Annotated in this window: 13 protein-coding genes; 6 read left to right on the plus strand and 7 right to left on the minus strand. The window is 66.4% G+C overall.

Going from position 1 to position 15,467, the window contains the following annotated elements; all coding sequences use genetic code 11:
- Positions 1–362: 362 nt before the first annotated feature.
- From PA27867_RS13130 to PA27867_RS13155, 6 genes are all read right to left on the minus strand, one after another.
- Positions 363–2,621, minus strand: coding sequence for a glycoside hydrolase family 3 N-terminal domain-containing protein (locus PA27867_RS13130; RefSeq protein ID WP_208857259.1), 2,259 nt, complete (start codon positions 2,619–2,621; stop codon positions 363–365).
- Entirely contained in the window at positions 2,618–3,682 is a 1,065-nt protein-coding gene (locus PA27867_RS13135) for an ABC transporter permease (protein ID WP_066597043.1), read from the minus strand. The genes PA27867_RS13130 and PA27867_RS13135 overlap by 4 nt, the downstream gene beginning before the upstream one ends.
- A gap of 1 nt (position 3,683) precedes the next feature.
- Entirely contained in the window at positions 3,684–4,679 is a 996-nt protein-coding gene (locus PA27867_RS13140) for an ABC transporter permease (RefSeq protein WP_066597045.1), read from the minus strand.
- Positions 4,676–5,485, minus strand: a complete 810-nt coding sequence (locus tag PA27867_RS13145) for an ABC transporter ATP-binding protein (protein WP_066597047.1) — start codon at positions 5,483–5,485, stop codon at positions 4,676–4,678. The genes PA27867_RS13140 and PA27867_RS13145 overlap by 4 nt, the downstream gene beginning before the upstream one ends.
- The gene (locus PA27867_RS13150; RefSeq protein ID WP_066597049.1) at positions 5,482–6,306 is read right to left on the minus strand and encodes an ABC transporter ATP-binding protein; all 825 of its coding nucleotides are present in this window, start codon (positions 6,304–6,306) and stop codon (positions 5,482–5,484) included. Before PA27867_RS13150 ends, PA27867_RS13145 begins: the two co-directional genes overlap by 4 nt.
- 75 nt (positions 6,307–6,381) lie before the next feature.
- The gene (locus PA27867_RS13155; RefSeq protein WP_066597051.1) at positions 6,382–8,037 is read right to left on the minus strand and encodes an ABC transporter substrate-binding protein; all 1,656 of its coding nucleotides are present in this window, start codon (positions 8,035–8,037) and stop codon (positions 6,382–6,384) included.
- Positions 8,038–8,188: 151 nt separating this feature from the next.
- Here PA27867_RS13155 and PA27867_RS13160 point away from each other — a divergent pair, with 151 nt between their 5' ends.
- The 6 genes from PA27867_RS13160 (at position 8,189) to PA27867_RS13185 (ending at position 14,592) form a co-directional block, all read left to right on the plus strand.
- A complete protein-coding gene (locus PA27867_RS13160; RefSeq protein WP_066599908.1) occupies positions 8,189–8,839 on the plus strand; it encodes a TetR/AcrR family transcriptional regulator in 651 nt (216 codons plus the stop codon).
- 695 nt (positions 8,840–9,534) lie between these two features.
- Positions 9,535–10,035, plus strand: a complete 501-nt coding sequence (locus PA27867_RS13165) for a hypothetical protein (RefSeq protein WP_157109228.1) — start codon at positions 9,535–9,537, stop codon at positions 10,033–10,035.
- 500 nt (positions 10,036–10,535) lie between these two features.
- On the plus strand, positions 10,536–10,907 hold the full coding sequence (locus PA27867_RS13170; protein WP_066597055.1) for an STAS/SEC14 domain-containing protein: 372 nt from the start codon (positions 10,536–10,538) through the stop codon (positions 10,905–10,907).
- Between the two features lie 39 nt (positions 10,908–10,946).
- Complete coding sequence (locus PA27867_RS13175) at positions 10,947–12,485, plus strand: putative bifunctional diguanylate cyclase/phosphodiesterase (protein ID WP_066597056.1); 1,539 nt, start codon at positions 10,947–10,949, stop codon at positions 12,483–12,485.
- A 9-nt stretch (positions 12,486–12,494) separates the two neighbouring features.
- Positions 12,495–13,283 (plus strand): class I SAM-dependent methyltransferase, encoded by a 789-nt coding sequence (locus PA27867_RS13180; RefSeq protein ID WP_066597057.1) that lies wholly within the window; start codon positions 12,495–12,497, stop codon positions 13,281–13,283.
- A 73-nt stretch (positions 13,284–13,356) separates the two neighbouring features.
- Positions 13,357–14,592, plus strand: coding sequence for an acyl-CoA dehydrogenase family protein (locus PA27867_RS13185; protein WP_066597058.1), 1,236 nt, complete (start codon positions 13,357–13,359; stop codon positions 14,590–14,592).
- A gap of 119 nt (positions 14,593–14,711) precedes the next feature.
- On the opposite strand, the gene PA27867_RS13190 is transcribed toward PA27867_RS13185, so the two are convergent.
- Positions 14,712–15,410: a helix-turn-helix transcriptional regulator gene (locus PA27867_RS13190; RefSeq protein WP_066597059.1), complete on the minus strand. Its 699-nt coding sequence runs from the start codon at positions 15,408–15,410 to the stop codon at positions 14,712–14,714.
- Positions 15,411–15,467 lie beyond the last annotated feature (57 nt).

Consider the following 15,467-nt stretch of genomic DNA (forward strand, 5'->3'; position numbering starts at 1 on the left):
CGAAGACACGCCTTCCGGCTGGAGGACGGACTCCATAACCATCGGTTCGCCAATGGCCGCCAGACCATGCCCGTTACCAATCTGCTGGACCTCGTCGTTCACCGTCCACTCCGTTGCCCAGCGACGCCACTTCGGATGCGAAATATCGCGAATCCTCCGTCTGGCGCTGGGCCGGATCACTCCCAGCCAACACTGCCACGCATATGCCTAATAAGCCCCTGTCGGGGGCCGAGCGGGCCCGTGCGCAGGTCGTCGGAGGCTCCGGGCTCCGTGAGTCCGCACTGAAAGCAGCCCAGCATCTCGGTCGCCGACGCTCTAGAAGGCGGGGGTTATCCCGACAGTGTTACCCGATCGCCAAACAGCTATGCCGTGACCGTGAAGGCGCTTTCGAGAAGCACACTGTCCCGTGACGATGGGCCGACCAGAAGCTCGAACTCCCCCGGTTCCACCACGCGGAGCCCTGCGGTATCCACGATGCTGCAGTCGGCCACGGGCAGGTCGAGCCGCACCCGCACGCTCTCCCCCGGAGCCATCAACACCTGGCGGTAGGCCTTGAGCTCCTTGTCGGTCCAGCTCACCGACGTCACGACATCGCGTACGTAGACCTGCACGGTTTCCAATGCCGGGCGGGTGCCGGTGTTCTGCACGGTCACGTGCGCCACGATCGTGTCGGCTGTCGTGAGCGACGTCTGCTCGAGTACCAGGTCGGCGTACTCCACCGTGCTGTAGCTGCGGCCCTCGCCGAACGCCCAGGCGGGCGACTGGGTGAGGTCGGCGTAGCGGTCGCCGTGCTGGCCGCGCAGCTGGTTGTAATAGGTGGGCTGCTGGCCCACGTGGCGGGCGAACGAGATGGGCAGTCGGCCCGACGGCTCCACGGCTCCGACGAGGATCTCGGCGAGGGCGCGGCCGCCCTGCATGCCTGGGTTGGCCGACCAGAGCACGGCGGCGGCGTGCTGCACCGAAGCCGGCAGCACGAGGGGCTTGGAGGCGAGCAGCACCACTACCACCGGCTTGCCCGTGGCGATGAGGGCGTCGAGCAGGGCGATCTGCCCGCCGATGAGCTCGAGCGTGGCCGTGGAACGGCCCTCGCCGACGAGTTCGATCCGGTCGCCGACTACGGCCACCACCACATCCGCGTTCTGGGCTGCGGCCACGGCCTCGTCGATCAGGGCCTGATCGGGCTCGCACGGCACCACGTGCGGCGGGCGGGGCTGGCCGTCGGGGAAGGTCGCGCCGGCGGGGTCCGGCTCGAGGGTGAGGATGTCGGCGCCGCGGGCGTGGGTGATCGTGAAGGTGTCGGGGGCGATGCCGCGGAGGCCGTCGAGCACGGTGGTGATCATCTCGCGGGGCTGCCCGTCGAGCCAGCCCACCTGGCCGGAGCCGCCGGCCCAGTCGCCGAGCTGGGTTTGCGCGTCGTCGGCCAGCGGCCCTACGACGGCCACGCGGGTGGGCGCGGCCGCGGAGAGTGGCAGCAGCCCGTCGTTTTCGAGCAGCACGATCGAGCGGCGGGCCATTTCGAGGTTCAGCTCGGCGTGCGCGGTGGTGCCCACGGTGCCGGTCAGGTCGGCCTGGGGCCCGCGCGGGTTCTCGAACAGGCCGAGCTCGAACTTGAGGGTGAGGATGCGGGCCACGGCGGCGTCGAAGGCATCCGCCTCGAGCAGACCTTGCTGCACGGCGTCCTGGGCGCCTTCGAAGAACTTGGGGGTGGTCATGATCATGTCGTTGCCGGCGCGCACGGCCGCGGCCGCCGCGTGGGTGTAGTCGGGTTGCACCTTCTGCTCCCACACCATGCGGCCCACGTTGTCCCAGTCGGTAATGAGGGTGCCGGTGTAGCCCCACTCGCCGCGCAGCACGTCGCTGAGCAGCCAGTCGTTCACCGTGATGGGCACGCCGTCCATGCTCTGGTAGCCGAGCATGAACGACCGGCAGCCCTCCCGGGCCACCCGTTCGAATGGCGGCAGAAACCAGGAGCGCAGCTTGCGCCGGGAGATGTCGGCCTCGGTGGCGTCGCGGCCGCCCTGGGTCTCGGAGTAACCGGCGAAGTGCTTGGCGGTGGCGAGGATCGCGGTGGGATCGGCCAGGCCGTCGCCCTGGTAGCCGCGCACCATGGCGCTGGCGAGTTCGCCGATGAGGAACGGGTCTTCACCGAAGGTCTCGTTCACCCTCCCCCAGCGCAGGTCGCGGGCGATGCAGAGCACCGGTGAGAAGGTCCAGTGAATGCCGGTGGCCGCCACCTCCACCGCGGTGGCCCGGGCGACCCGCTCCACCAGCTCGGCGTCCCAGGAGGCGGCCATGCCGAGCTGCGTCGGGTAGATGGTGGCGCCCTCGTGGAACGAGTGCCCGTGGATGGCGTCCTCGGCGATGAGCAGCGGAATGCGCCACCGGGTCTGGGCGGTGAGGTCGTTCGCCCGGCGGATGAGTTCGGGTGAGGTGTGCAGGACGGAGCCGGCGTGCTTCTGCAGCACGTGGTCGTCGAGTTCCTCTCGCGCGTCAAGCTGCAGCATCTGGCCGATCTTCTCCTCGAGCGACAGCCGGCCGAGGAGGTCGGCGACGCGCTCGGGAACCGGGCGGGACGCATCCTGGTACAGGAAGGTGGCGGTGGTGGTGGGGGAAATCCTCATGGTGTCTGTGGTGCCTTCTTCTGGGGTGCAGTCTCAAGTGTGGGGGTGCGCACAGCGGTCATCGCGTCGTTGACGTCGAGACCCTTCTTCTTCATGGCGCGGGCGCGCTCGCCGGCCGAGCGCAGGCGGGGGTTGACGTACTCGTCGATGCCGAAGTTGATCAGCGACAGCGCCACCCCGAGGATGGCGATGCAGAGCCCGGCCGGGATGTACCACCACCAGAAGTCGGGGAAGGCACCGTTCTGCTGCGCCCAGAACAGGATCGTTCCCCAGTTGAGGTTGGTGATGGGGATCACCCCGATGAACGCGAGCGTGGTGAGGCCCAGCACGGCCGCGGTGACGGTGCCGACGAAGCTTGACGCGATGATCGCCATCAGGTTGGGCAGCATCTCCACCAGGATGATGCGGTGCAGCGGTTCGCCGTTGGCCCGGGCGGCCTGGATGAAGTCGCGGTTGCGCAGCGACATGGTCTGTGCGCGCAGCACCCGGGCTCCCCAGGCCCAGCCTGTGGCGGCCAGCACAGCGGCGATGAGGATCAGCGGCGGGTTCTCGAACTGGGAGGCGACGATGATGATCAGCGGCAGCCCGGGGATGACGAGGAACACGTTGGTGATCGCGGACAGCGATTCGCTGCGCCAGCCTCGGGTGTACCCGGCGACGACGCCCATCAGCACGGCGATGGCGGTGCCGATGATGCCGGCCAGGAAGCCGACGATGAGCACACCGCGGGTGCCGTAGATGATCTGGCTGAGGATGTCTTCGCCCATGTGGGTGGTGCCGAGCAGGTGGGCGAGGGACGGCGCCTGTCGCAGCGCCGTGAAGTCCTTCTCCAGTGCGCCGTAGGGGGCGATCACGTCACCGAGCAGCGCGACGACGACGAAGACGCCGAGGATGATGATGCCGGTGAGCGACTTGGGGTTGCGGAACATCGCGAACGACATAAGCAGCTGCGACCAGAAGGTCTTCTTCTGCGGCACCTGGCGGGACACCGGGGCACGCATTGTGGAGGTCTCGGGGGCGCCGAGACTGGCCGGGCCGGTGGGGATTGTGGGGATGGTCATCTCAGGCCTCCGTCTGGCGTGTGCGGGGATCGAGGATGGCGTAGGCGACGTCGGCGAGGATGTTCGCACACAGCACCGCCATCGTGATGATGAGGAAGACGCCCTGCATGAGCGGGTAGTCCTTGGCGTTGGTGGCATCCAGCAACAGCTTGCCGATGCCGGGATAGGAGAAGACCATCTCCATCACGATGGTGCCGCCCACGATGAAACCGATCGACAGCGCGAAGCTGGACAGCTGCGGCAGCATGGCGTTGCGGGCGGCGTAGTTCCAGAGCACCCGCCGGTTGGGCATGCCCTTGGCCTGCGCCACGGTGATGTAGTCCTCGTCGAGCACGGTGAGCATCATGTTGCGCATGCCGAGGATCCAGCCGCCGAGCGACGCGATCACGATCGTGATCGCGGGCAGCGCGCCGTGGGCGATCACCTGACCGATGAAGTCGGCGGTGAGCTCGGGTGAGGCGCCCTTGTCGTAGGCGTGCGAGGCGGGGAACCAGCCCAGGGTCGACGAAAAGACGGCGATGGCGATCAGCCCGAGCCAGAAGTACGGCACGGTGCTGAAGAACGTGGAAATCGGCACGATCACGTCGGCTTTGCTGCCGCGGCGCCAGCCGATCAGGGCACCGGTGGCGGTGCCGAGCAGGAACGACACGATGGTGGCGATGCCGACCAGGCCGAGGGTCCACGGCAGGGCCGAGGAGATGACCTCCCCCACCGGGGCGAGGCCGTTGGAGAAGGAACGGCCGAGGTCTCCGCTGAACAGGAGACCCCAGTAGCTCGTGTACTGGTCCCAGACCGAGGTGTTCTCGTCGAGGCCGAAGAGGATGCGCAGGGAGCGTTCGGCCTCGGGGGTGATCTGGCCGGCGTTGCGCTGCATGTAGGCGGTGACGGGGTCGCCGGCCATCATGCGGGGCAGGAAGAAGTTGATGGTGATCGCCGCGAACGCCGTGAACAGGTAGAACGCGGTGCGGCTGGCGATGAAACGTACCGGGATCTTCATGCGACACCTCCCTCGGGGCGGCCGGATGCGGCGAAGTGCTTTTCCGGGTCGGGCGAGGCCGCGCGGAGCTCCCGGGTGTATTCGTGCTGGGGGTTGAGGATGACGTCGTCAGCGGGGCCGTGTTCGACGACCCGGCCGTGGTGCAGCACCATGATCTGGTCGCTGAAGTGCCGGGCGGTGGCGAGGTCGTGGGTGATGTAGAGCACGCCCAGGCCCTCCTCGCGCTGTAGATCGGCGAGCAGGGTGAGCACCCCGAGACGGATGGAGACGTCGAGCATCGACACCGGCTCATCCGCGACGAGCAGCGCCGGCCGGGAGGCCAGCGCGCGGGCGATGGCGACGCGTTGGCGCTGCCCGCCGGAGAGCTCGTGCGGGCGCCGGTCGATGACCGCGCCCGGGTCCAGGCGCACCCGTTCGAGCAGTCGCCGCACCTCGGCCTCGATCTGGGCTTTGGGCACGACGTTGTCGAGCTGCAGGGGACGCTCGAGGTGGTAGCGGATGGAGTGGTAGGGGTTCAGCGACGCGAACGGGTCCTGGAAGATCATCCGCAGCGTCTGCCGGTAGCGGCGGAGGCCCTTGCCGTGGCGCGGGATGGGCTGGCCGTTCAGCAGCACCTGCCCGCTGGTGGGCGTCTCCAGCTGGGTGAGGATCTTGGCGATGGTGGACTTGCCGCTGCCGGACTGGCCGACCAGGGCGATGGTCTCGCGGTCGTGCAGGGTGAAGCTCACGTCGTCGAGGGCGAGCATCGACGAGGCGCCGCGCACCCGGTAGCGCTTGGAGACGTTGACAAACTCGAGCGTGGTCATCGGACCAGCACTCCCCTCTCGCCGGTGAGGCGGGGAAACGACGCCAGCAGCGTCTTGGTGTATTCGTGTTGCGGGTGTTCCCAGAGGTCTCGTGCGGGGGCGAGTTCGATGATCTCGCCCTCACGCATCACCGCGATGCGGTCGCTGATCTCCAGCAGCAGCGGCAGGTCGTGGGTGATGAAGATCACCGAGAAGCCGAATTCGTGGCGCAGCTGGGAGATCTGGCGCAGGATCTCGCGCTGCACCAACACGTCCAGGGCGGTGGTCGGTTCGTCCATGACCATCAGCTGCGGGCGGAGTGCCAGCGCCATGGCGATCATCACGCGTTGGCGCATGCCGCCGGAGAGCTCGTGCGGGTACGAGCGGATGCGCTCGCGGCCCACGGCCACCAGCTCCAGGAGTTCCTCGCACGCGGCCCGGCGCTCCCGCCGGCTCAGGTCGGGGCGGTGCACCCGGAAGACGTCGTCGAGTTGGGCGCCGATGGTGGTGACGGGGTTGAGCGCGTTCATCGCGCCCTGGAAGACCATCGAGATCTTGTCCCAACGGAACCGGCGCATCTCCTCGAGGTCGAGGGCGTTGACATCGATGTCGACCCCGGACGAGTCGTGGAAGGTGACGCTGCCACCCGTGATGACAGCGGGCGCGCGCAGCAGGCGCTGCAGGCCGTAGGCGAGGGTGGTCTTGCCGCATCCGCTTTCGCCGGCGAGCCCGAGGATCTCACCGCGTTGCAGTTCGAGGGTGATGTTCTTGACCGCTTTGACGGGCGGGTCGACGTCGTACTCGATCGAGAAATCGCGCACGGAGAGCAGGGGGTCTGACATTGGGGGTCGTCGCTTTCGTGAAGGTCGGCGATTCAGGGGCGGATGCGCGTGCATCCGCCCCGTCGTCGATTCGAGCTACTTGGCCGGTGTCAGTTTGGTGAGGATCAGCGGCACGGTGACCTGCACGGGGTCGGCGGTGGCGTACTGGTCGTCTTCGCTGGGCCAGCCCACGTAGTTGCGGGTGTTGTACTCGCCCAGCACCGGGTGGGTGCCGACCGGGATCACCGGCACGTCATCGACGAAGATGGTCTGGATCTCGTCGAGCGCCGCGGTGCGCTCCTCATCGGTGGCCGCGGTGGCGTAGGTGTTCAGCAGTTCGGTGGCCCGGGGGTTCTCGTAGCGGCCGAAGTTGTAGTCCACCTCGTCGCCGGCCAGCAGCCAACGGCCGTCCATGGTGTCGGAGTAGAGGTCGTACGGCGTGGTTCCGCTGTCGGTCCAGTGCATGATGGCGTCGAAGTTGCCGGAGCGCTTATTGGCCCACCAGGTGTCGGCGTCGGGGGTGTTCACCTTGGCGTCGGCGCCGAGGGTCTTGGTCACCTGGTCGGCGATGAGACTGATGCCGGTGACGTAGTCGTTCCAGCCCTGCGGAACCTCGAGGGTGAACGAGACGGGTTCGCCATCGGGGTCGATCAGGGCGTCTTTGGCCCAGGTGTAACCCGCCTCTTCGAGGATCGCGCGAGCACCCTCGACGTCCATCGAGAACTCTTCGCCCTCGTACTGGGGAGCGATGTACTTGTCACCGACGGGGGTGGGCATGCCGGTCACCGACGACAGTTCGGGGCCGGCCTTCTCGCGGGCGATCTCGGTGTGCGCCGCACGGTCGATGACGATGTTGACGGCCTGGCGGAAGGCGACGTTGTTGAACGGCTTCTGCTGGTGGTTGAGGAAGAGCACGTCGGGGGCCAGCACGTTGGCGGCCCAGAACACGTTGTGCTCGGGGTCCTTGTTGACGAAGGCGCTCTCCACGTTGGGGATGAAGGCCTGCGCCCAGTCGGCGTCGCCGTTGGCGAGGGCCGTGGTGAGCGCCGTGTTGTCGTTGTAGGAGACGTAGTACAGGGTGGGCACGGCGAGGTCGCCGCCCCAGTAGTCGTCGCGGGCCGTCATGGTGACGGACTGGCTACTGAAGCTCTCCAGCGTGTACGGGCCGGTGCCCACGGGGTTGGGGTTGGTCTCGGTGGTGGGGTCGGCGATGTCGGCCCAGATGTGCTCGGGCACCATCGGGATGTGCAGCACCTGGGCCTGCTTGACGAACTTCGACTCGGCGAAGGTGAGCACGACGTTCTCGCCGTCCTTCACAATGTCGGTCAGCTGCAGGTTGCCCGTGTCGAAGGCGGGCGTGTTGCGGATCATGTTGAAGGAGAACACGACGTCGTCGGCGGTGAAGTCCTCCCCGTCGTTCCAGGTGACGCCGGTGCGCGGGGTGACCGTGAGCTGCGTGAAGTCCGCGTTCCATTCGACCTTCTCGGCCAGCCAGGGAGTGGTCTCGTTCTCTCCGACGGCGTTCACCATGGCGAGGGGCTCGAAGACCACGTTCTTGTAGCCGAGCTTGTTCGCCGAGGAATCACCGATCCACGGGTTGTTCGACTCCGTGGCGATGGCGCCGTCGGGCTTCGCGATGGTCAGTGCCGCTCCGGACTCGGGCTTTGATGCGGTGCCCGTGTCTGCGCTGCAGCCGGTGAGGGCCAGAGCCGCCACCATCCCGATCCCGATGAATGTGGATTTAAGCCTCATTGCTTCTCCTTTGGTGATGCACCGCCATGGTGCCCATTCCGAGTTAACTTACTTGCTGGTAAGTAAGTAATTAGGACAGACGTTACCAACAAGTCAGTAACATGACAAGTGTGTGGTTTCGCACAACAAATTCATCGTCGAAGGGAGTGCCGTGAGCAACGAAAACACGGGCCATACCCCCCGCCCCAGGCCTGCCACCCAGCGCAAACGCACCGAGATTCTCGACGCCGCGATCGACATCTTCGGCAATCGCGGCTACGCGAACGGAACTCTCGCCGACATCGCCGAACAGGTGGACATCACCCACGCCGGGGTGCTGCACCACTTCGGGTCGAAGCAGAATCTGCTCCTCGAGATGCTCGCCTACCGCGACCAGACCGACGTCGCCGACCTGGACGAACAGCACATCCCGGATGGGCCGGAGCTCTTCCTGCATCTGGTGCGCACCGCTGTCGTGAACTCGCGCCGGGCCGGCATCGTGCAGGTGTACACGGTGCTCTCCGCGGAGTCCGTCACCGATGATCACCCGGCACGCTCGTTTTTCGAGCGCCGGTACTCGACGCTGCGAGGCGAGGTCGCGGAGGCGTTCCGCGTGTTGTGCGCACAGGAGGGCGTCGCGGAGCCGTCGACGATCGACGCCGCCTCGGCGAGCATCCTCGCGGTGATGGACGGACTGCAGCTGCAATGGCTGCTTCATCCGCAGGAGATCGAGCTGGCCGAGGCCAGCGAGTTCGCCATCCGGGCCATCGTCAACGCCGTGCTGCATCCGGGCCCGGACCTCGCCGACTACTCCCGCGGGTGACGCCGAGCCGGTCATGTTCGCTGGTTGAGCTTGTCGAAACCCGGTGTGCAGCACCTCACGGGGTCTCGACAGGCTCGACCAGCGGGTCAGGCTCGACCAGCGGGTCAGGCTCGACCAGCGGGTCAGGCTCGACCAGCGGGTCAGGCTCGACCAGCCGATGACCGCGCGCGGCCGGGAGTACCGTTGAACCGGGTCGAGCACCACGATCATCGGACGCTGGGTCGGCAGGCCCCGGCCGGCGTTGTCGGGCACATCGGCGAGCAGCTTGACCGCGGCGGTGCCGCGAGCTCTTTGTGGTGGTGGGCACGCGCAGCTGAGATTTGCGGGCGCGAGCTGCGCGCGATCCTGCGCGGCCATGAGGACTCGTTTCAGGTATGACCTTCAGGGGTGAATGCCCTCTGGCCGATAGAGTGAGCGATTCGTAACAAGTGTGGTTGAGGGGATGACTCATGTTCGGATTTGGGCGGAAGAAGAACACGTCACCGGAGGGTGGCGCCGAGTCACCGGGCGGTGATGACACGAGTTCGGAGCTGGCAGCTGTTATCGCGGCCAGGGATGCTGCGTGGTCGTCTGTCGGGACGGTCGATCCCTATGTCGTCGCCCACTTGATCAACCCTGCGTTTATGGGAGGTCCGCAGTGGCCGGGTCTTCGACAGGCCTTCAGAAAAGTCACCCGCGCAGACGGTTTGGCGATCGTGGCCTCCGATGGACTCGCCGACCCCGATCTCGATGACCCTGCGGCCGGCCCCGGACTGGGCGCGGAGGTGTACTTCTGCTCGACCCTGTTCGCGGACACCCCGGTGAGCGATCTGGGTAGCCTGTGGCCGTTCGAGACCGTGTATGAGGTAGCGCAGAACATCGCATCCATGCGTGTCGAACTCGGCCCACAGTTGGAGCGCTACGGGGCCCTGTCGCTGAGCCTGCCCGGAAGCTCGGCACCCGCGGACTGGCTCGATGAGGACGGAACCCTCGGGGTGCTCCTCGGCCTTCCCGTGGACGACGTTCCGGTGAGCGTCGACATCCCGAATGGCACGGTACACCTTGTGGGAATTTCGCCCCTTCGGCCGGCCGAACTCTCCTACATCCTCGCGGAAGGGGCCGAGGCTCGCCGCGACGTGGCCCAGCGCCTGACTCGTCTGCCCACATCGGTGCGCGCGTCACCCGACCGGCCCAGCGTGGTGCCCGATCTGACGTGAGCTGGACGGGCGTCGGTACCGGCGTTGTGGCGGTCGTTCTAGAGTCGCCGACACCTACGGCGCGATGACACGCTGGCTGTTGCTGCTCAACCGGCCGTTGACGGTGTTGGCTCCACCCGAACTGCGTGCGGCGTTTGCCGAGGTCGCCGCCGCGGCCGGCCGGGTCGCTGACGGCGCGTGACCCACCCATGGGCATGCACACGCGCTTCCATCGCGACGTGACGGAGGGGACGCTGCAAGGGTTGGCCGCTCGTGGAGGCGGAGAGTTCGCTGCACCTCGTGCGGCTGGATGCGCCCGCTATAGGTGGCGCATCCAGCCACACGAGGCGCACTGAGTGGTGCGATGCCCTACTCGGGGCCTCGGGGCGACCTCGTTCAGCCGTTCAGCCTCTCCACTCGAACCAGCCACATCCATGAATGATGAATTTCGCAACGGCACACGAGTAGCCTTGAGGCGTGGCTGAACTGTTCGGCTGCGTGCTCGGGGGGAGGACGTTGCAATGGGCCAGGTCGATGCAAACGGCGCAAAAGAGACTCTCGAAGCAGTAGACGGCCTTCTTCATCTGCGCTGGCGGCCCGGGGTTCACATTCAGGTCGAAGACGCCCAAGCCGCGATGGCGAAAGTGAACGACGCGTGCGGGACCGAGCGGCGGGGCATGCTCGTAGATATGGCAGCGGTCGGTTCGGTGAGCCGTGAGGCCAGGGCCGTGTGGTCGATTCCCTGCAGCGCCTCACGCATTGCGCTCTTGGGCAAATCACCTGTCGACCGAGTCTTGGCGAACTTCTTTCTCGGAGTGCATGTGCCGCCGTGCCCGACTCGGTTCTTCACCTCGCGCAGCGAAGCCATGGAATGGCTCACCGCCGGTGTCTGAGCCTCCAGAATCGCTCTGCGGGGTGCGTCTTTGGGCGATATGAGCTCGGCACAAGGCGTCGATGACCCCCGCTTGCAGCAGTTGGTGGACGGTGTTGTCCGTTTAGCCGCCGGCGAGTTGGACGCACGCATAGAACCGTCGGAGTTGAGGGATGACATCGACGCTGTGATCACGGGCGTCAACCTCCTCGCCGAGGAACTCAGCTACATCTACTCAGATCTGGAACAGCGGGTTTCCGACCGTACCGCCATGCTGCAGCGAACTCAGGCTGAGCTGGAACAGATGGCCAAGACTGATGACCTCACGGGTCTTGCGAACAGGACCCTGCTCAACGAGCGAATCCACGAGGCGATCGCGGCCAGCAAGGACAGTGGAAAACCCCCGGCTGTGCTGGTGCTGGACGTGGATTCTTTCAAAGCCGTCAATGACGCTCTGGGCCACGGGGCCGGCGATGCCGTTCTGATCGAAGTTGCCCGACGCCTCCAGTGCGCCGTACGTGCCGTCGATACCGTGGCACGTCTGGGTGGGGATGAGTTCGCCATCCTCCTCACCGACGCGACGGAAGACGAAGTGCTCGCCATTGCGCACCGGGCGTCGGCGCAGCTTCAGGACAGCGTGCGGGTAGGAACCGAAACCGTCTGGGCGATGGCCAGCATCGGAGTGCGCATAGGCACGCCGGGCCTTCCAGCTGAGTCGCTGATTCGGGATGCTGACATCGCCATGTATCAGGCAAAGGCGCGAGGCCGCAACAACATCCAGTTCTTCCACCCCGACATGCTCGAAAGCGTTCGTGAACGCGCCCGCATAACAGCCGAACTTCGTACGGCCGTCGCCGGCGGCGAACTGGCCCTGTGTTACCAGCCGGTGGTCGAACTGGGCACAGGAACAGTCATCGGTTTCGAAGCGCTCCTTCGGTGGCACCATCCGGTGCGCGGACTCATCATGCCGGATAGCTTCATCCGCATCGCGGAAGAAACCGGTCTGATCCTGGAGGTGGGGCGGTGGGTGCTGCACGAAGGAGTCGCCCAGCTACGGCGCTGGAGCGCAACCGAGCCTGAGCTCACAGACTTCTGTCTTCACATCAATCTCTCCGCCGTCGAACTGCTTCGCAGTGACCTGCTGGAAGATGTCACCGAGACGCTCGCTCGCAATCACGTGGCTCCGCAGCGATTGGTTCTGGAGATCACCGAGTCCGTGTTGATGTCGAAGGGAACTGCGGAAGAACAGGTTCTGGGCGAGCTGCGGGATCTCGGAGTGGGTCTGCAAATTGACGACTTCGGCACCGGCTATTCGTCCATCAGCTATCTTCGAACGCTTCCAGCAGACACAGTGAAGGTCGACCGTTCCCTCATTCAGGACATGGTGTCCGACCCTCAGCAGCAAAAATTCGTCGCCGCCATTCTTCAACTGATTCACTCGGCGGGGCTGAAGGCGATCGTGGAAGGCATTGAGACCGCCGAACAGGCGGCTCTCTTGCAGACCCTGGGCTGCCTGTACGGACAAGGCTATTTCTATGACCGCCCGCTACCGCCCGAGACGGTTATGGGAAGGCTCAAGAGGCGCGCGCACCGTCAGTAGAGTGAGAGCATGTCAAAGCTTTGGGAGCGGATGCTACTCGTCCCGACGGTGGTACGCCTCACCTCCCGGGCACCGAAGGACCCGTCAGTGGCGTGGGACGGGTACTGGCGCGGAATCCTCACCACGGGCCGTTCGGGAGACGTGCTGTGGGACTCCGGGTCCCAGACCGAGCACGAGCAGTACACCGACGTCCTCATGGGCCATTTCAATCCGGCTCTTCCCGTCATCGACGTTGGGTGTGGCAACGGAACCAATACCCGCTGGCTTGCTGGTCTGTTCCCCAGCGTTGTCGGGATCGACGTATCCGTCGGCGCGATCGAGCTGGCGAGACGCGAAGCAGCAGGCCTCCACAACGTTGACTTCATGGTGATGGATGCAACGGAGGCAGGCGTGGGAGAGCGCCTGCTGGAATTGGTCGGGCCCGCCAATGTGTTTGTCCGCGGAGTTTTTCATGTGCTCAAGCCCGACAAGCAATCCAGATTGGCTGCCAACCTCCGCACCGTTGTCGGGGATAGTGGTCGGGTATTCCTTGCCGAAACCAACTTCCCCGGAAGCAGTCTTGCCTACCTGCAACAGCTGGGCGCCACCCGGCGAAGCATGCCACCGCAGTTGCAAAGGGCCCTGGAGAACCTGCCCCGCCCGGGCCATTTCGGTGTGCAGGAACGGCAGAACACGTTTCCGGACGCTGACTGGCAGTTGATCGCGGACGGCCCGGCGCACATCGAAGTGACTCCCATGAACGCGAGCGGCCACTCGCAGCAGGTTCCGGGATATTTCGCTCTCCTGGCCGGCGCATAGTCACCTCACCGTGGGCAGACACGAACCGTAATCTCGCCCCGGCTTCAGGAGCCACTGCCCTAGTGTCCTGTGCATGAGCACCCTCACCTCCTCCACCGTTGCCCCCGTCGACTTCGCCGGCCTGGCCGCGCGTTTCCGGCCGGTTTTCGCCCGGATCGCCGCGGGCGCATCCGCTCGGGAGCAGGATCACCGGCTGCCCGCCGAGCAGATCAAGGAACTCACGGCGGCCGGCTTCGGTGCCCTGCGCGTGCCCGTCGCCGACGGTGGGCTCGGCGCCAGCCTGCCGCAGTTGTTTCGGCTGCTCACCGAGCTGGCCGCGGCGGACTCGAACATCGCCCAGGCGCTGCGCGGCCACTTCGCGTTCGTCGAGGACCGTCTCGTGGCATCCGGCGCTCAGCGGGACGTGTGGCTGGCCCGGTTCGTGCGGGGTGAGATCGTGGGCAACTCCTGGACCGAGGTGGGCAGCGTCACCGTGGGCGATGTCATCACCCGGGTGCGCCCGGCGGTGGGCGGCAAGCCCGGCGAACTGGTCGTGAACGGAACCAAGTACTACTCCACCGGCAGCATCTTCGCGGACTGGATCGACACCTTCGCCCAGGTGGGCGACACCGGCAAGAACGTGATCGCCGTGGTGAACGCGCACCAGCCCGGGGTCACGCACAGCGACGACTGGGACGGCTTCGGTCAGCGCACCACCGGCAGCGGCACCAGTACCTTCGTGGATGCCCTCGTGACCGAAGAGAACGTGATCGACTTCGACACCCGGTTCAAGTATCAGACCGCGTTCTACCAGGCGGTGCTGCTGGCGGTGCTGGCCGGCACGGTCAAGGCCGCCGAGGTGGAGATCGCGGCCGAGGTGAAGGCCCGCACCCGCATCTTCTCGCACGGCAACTCGCAATCATTCGCCACCGACCCGCAGATTCTCCAGGTGGTGGGCGAGGTGTCCGCGCAGGCGTTCGCCGCCGAGGCGATCGTGGAGAAGGCGGCCTGGGCACTGCAGGGGGCTTTCGAGGGCGCGTTCCTGAGTGATGTGGTCGAGGAGGAACGGCTCAACGACCTCGCCGAGCTGGCGACCGCGCAGGCGCAGGTGGTCTTGGTGGCGCTGGCGACCCGGGCCACCTCCGATATCTTCGATGCGCTGGCCGCGTCAGGGGTGTCCCGGTCGAAGAACCTGGACCGGCACTGGCGCAATGCCCGCACCGCGGCCAGCCACAACCCGTGGGTATTCAAGGCGCGGATCGTGGGTGATTACGTCGTCAACGGCACCCAGCCCAACCGGATCTGGTCGATCGGGGCGGCGCCGAAGTAGCCGGGGCAGCCGAGCCGGGCTTCGCTGCACCTCGTATGGCCGGATGCGCCAGCTATAGCTGGCGCATCCGGCCACAGGGGGCGCACTGAACGGGCCCAGGCACCACCCGGGCTCCCTCGTCACTCGCCGCGCGCGTGCACCGGTCTGGCGTTCGCCGGGGGCTCTCCGACCTCCTGGAGGGTGTGGCCGTTGCAGGCCGCCTTGGTGACGCTGGCGCGCTCGATACGCGACACGGTGAACCAGCGCATTACATTGCGGAGCTGGCACCACCCAACCAGGTACCACTGGCCGTTCGTGGAGGCGAAGAGCACGGGTTCGACGTCGCGTGTGGTGGTGGTCCCGTCTGCCGCTGTGTAGCGAAGCCGGATCACTCGCTGCTCGGCCATCGCCTCCTCCAGTGCCGACCTGATCGCGCGGGAGGAGGAGGGAGGCGCGTTGACCCAGACTCGGCCGGCTAATTCGTCGGCTCGCGCTCGGGTTCGGGGGTCGAGCACGTCCAGGATCTTCTGGATGCCGGCCGAAGCCAGATCGGCGTAGGGGGCATCGGGCGCAGCAGACACGGCTGCCAGGAGCGCCACGGCCTGGGCCGGGGACAGACTGACCGGTGGCAGGGATGCGCCGACGGCAAGTCCGTAGCCGCCACCCGGACCTGGGCGCGACCACAGAGGTGCACCGCTGCGCTCGAGCGCGGCGAGGTCTCTCTTGACCGTGCGCACGGAGACGTCGAACTCTCTCGCCAGCCTGTCGGCGGAGCAGCCCCGTGAGCCGTTGCGGCGTAGCATCTCCGACAACGCGTGGAGCCGTTCAGTTCGCTTCATCGTTCGGCCCGCCGCAAATTCATGACATAAATAGTGACATACACCTGCCGGTAGCGC

It is taken from the genome of Cryobacterium arcticum, from assembly GCF_001679725.1.
GTDB lineage: Bacteria > Actinomycetota > Actinomycetes > Actinomycetales > Microbacteriaceae > Cryobacterium > Cryobacterium arcticum_A.

What these genes read in the sequence shown, in the direction of transcription:
- PA27867_RS13190 (WP_066597059.1), bottom strand. Translation starts at nt 15,410, where the DNA reads ATGAAGCGAACTGAACGGCTCCACGCGTTGTCGGAGATGCTACGCCGC.
- PA27867_RS13170 (WP_066597055.1), top strand. Translation starts at nt 10,536, where the DNA reads ATGGGCCAGGTCGATGCAAACGGCGCAAAAGAGACTCTCGAAGCAGTA.
- PA27867_RS13180 (WP_066597057.1), top strand. Translation starts at nt 12,495, where the DNA reads ATGTCAAAGCTTTGGGAGCGGATGCTACTCGTCCCGACGGTGGTACGC.
- PA27867_RS13135 (WP_066597043.1), bottom strand. Translation starts at nt 3,682, where the DNA reads ATGACCATCCCCACAATCCCCACCGGCCCGGCCAGTCTCGGCGCCCCC.
- PA27867_RS13185 (WP_066597058.1), top strand. Translation starts at nt 13,357, where the DNA reads ATGAGCACCCTCACCTCCTCCACCGTTGCCCCCGTCGACTTCGCCGGC.
- PA27867_RS13140 (WP_066597045.1), bottom strand. Translation starts at nt 4,679, where the DNA reads ATGAAGATCCCGGTACGTTTCATCGCCAGCCGCACCGCGTTCTACCTG.
- PA27867_RS13130 (WP_208857259.1), bottom strand. Translation starts at nt 2,621, where the DNA reads ATGAGGATTTCCCCCACCACCACCGCCACCTTCCTGTACCAGGATGCG.
- PA27867_RS13150 (WP_066597049.1), bottom strand. Translation starts at nt 6,306, where the DNA reads ATGTCAGACCCCCTGCTCTCCGTGCGCGATTTCTCGATCGAGTACGAC.
- PA27867_RS13155 (WP_066597051.1), bottom strand. Translation starts at nt 8,037, where the DNA reads ATGAGGCTTAAATCCACATTCATCGGGATCGGGATGGTGGCGGCTCTG.
- PA27867_RS13175 (WP_066597056.1), top strand. Translation starts at nt 10,947, where the DNA reads ATGAGCTCGGCACAAGGCGTCGATGACCCCCGCTTGCAGCAGTTGGTG.
- PA27867_RS13145 (WP_066597047.1), bottom strand. Translation starts at nt 5,485, where the DNA reads ATGACCACGCTCGAGTTTGTCAACGTCTCCAAGCGCTACCGGGTGCGC.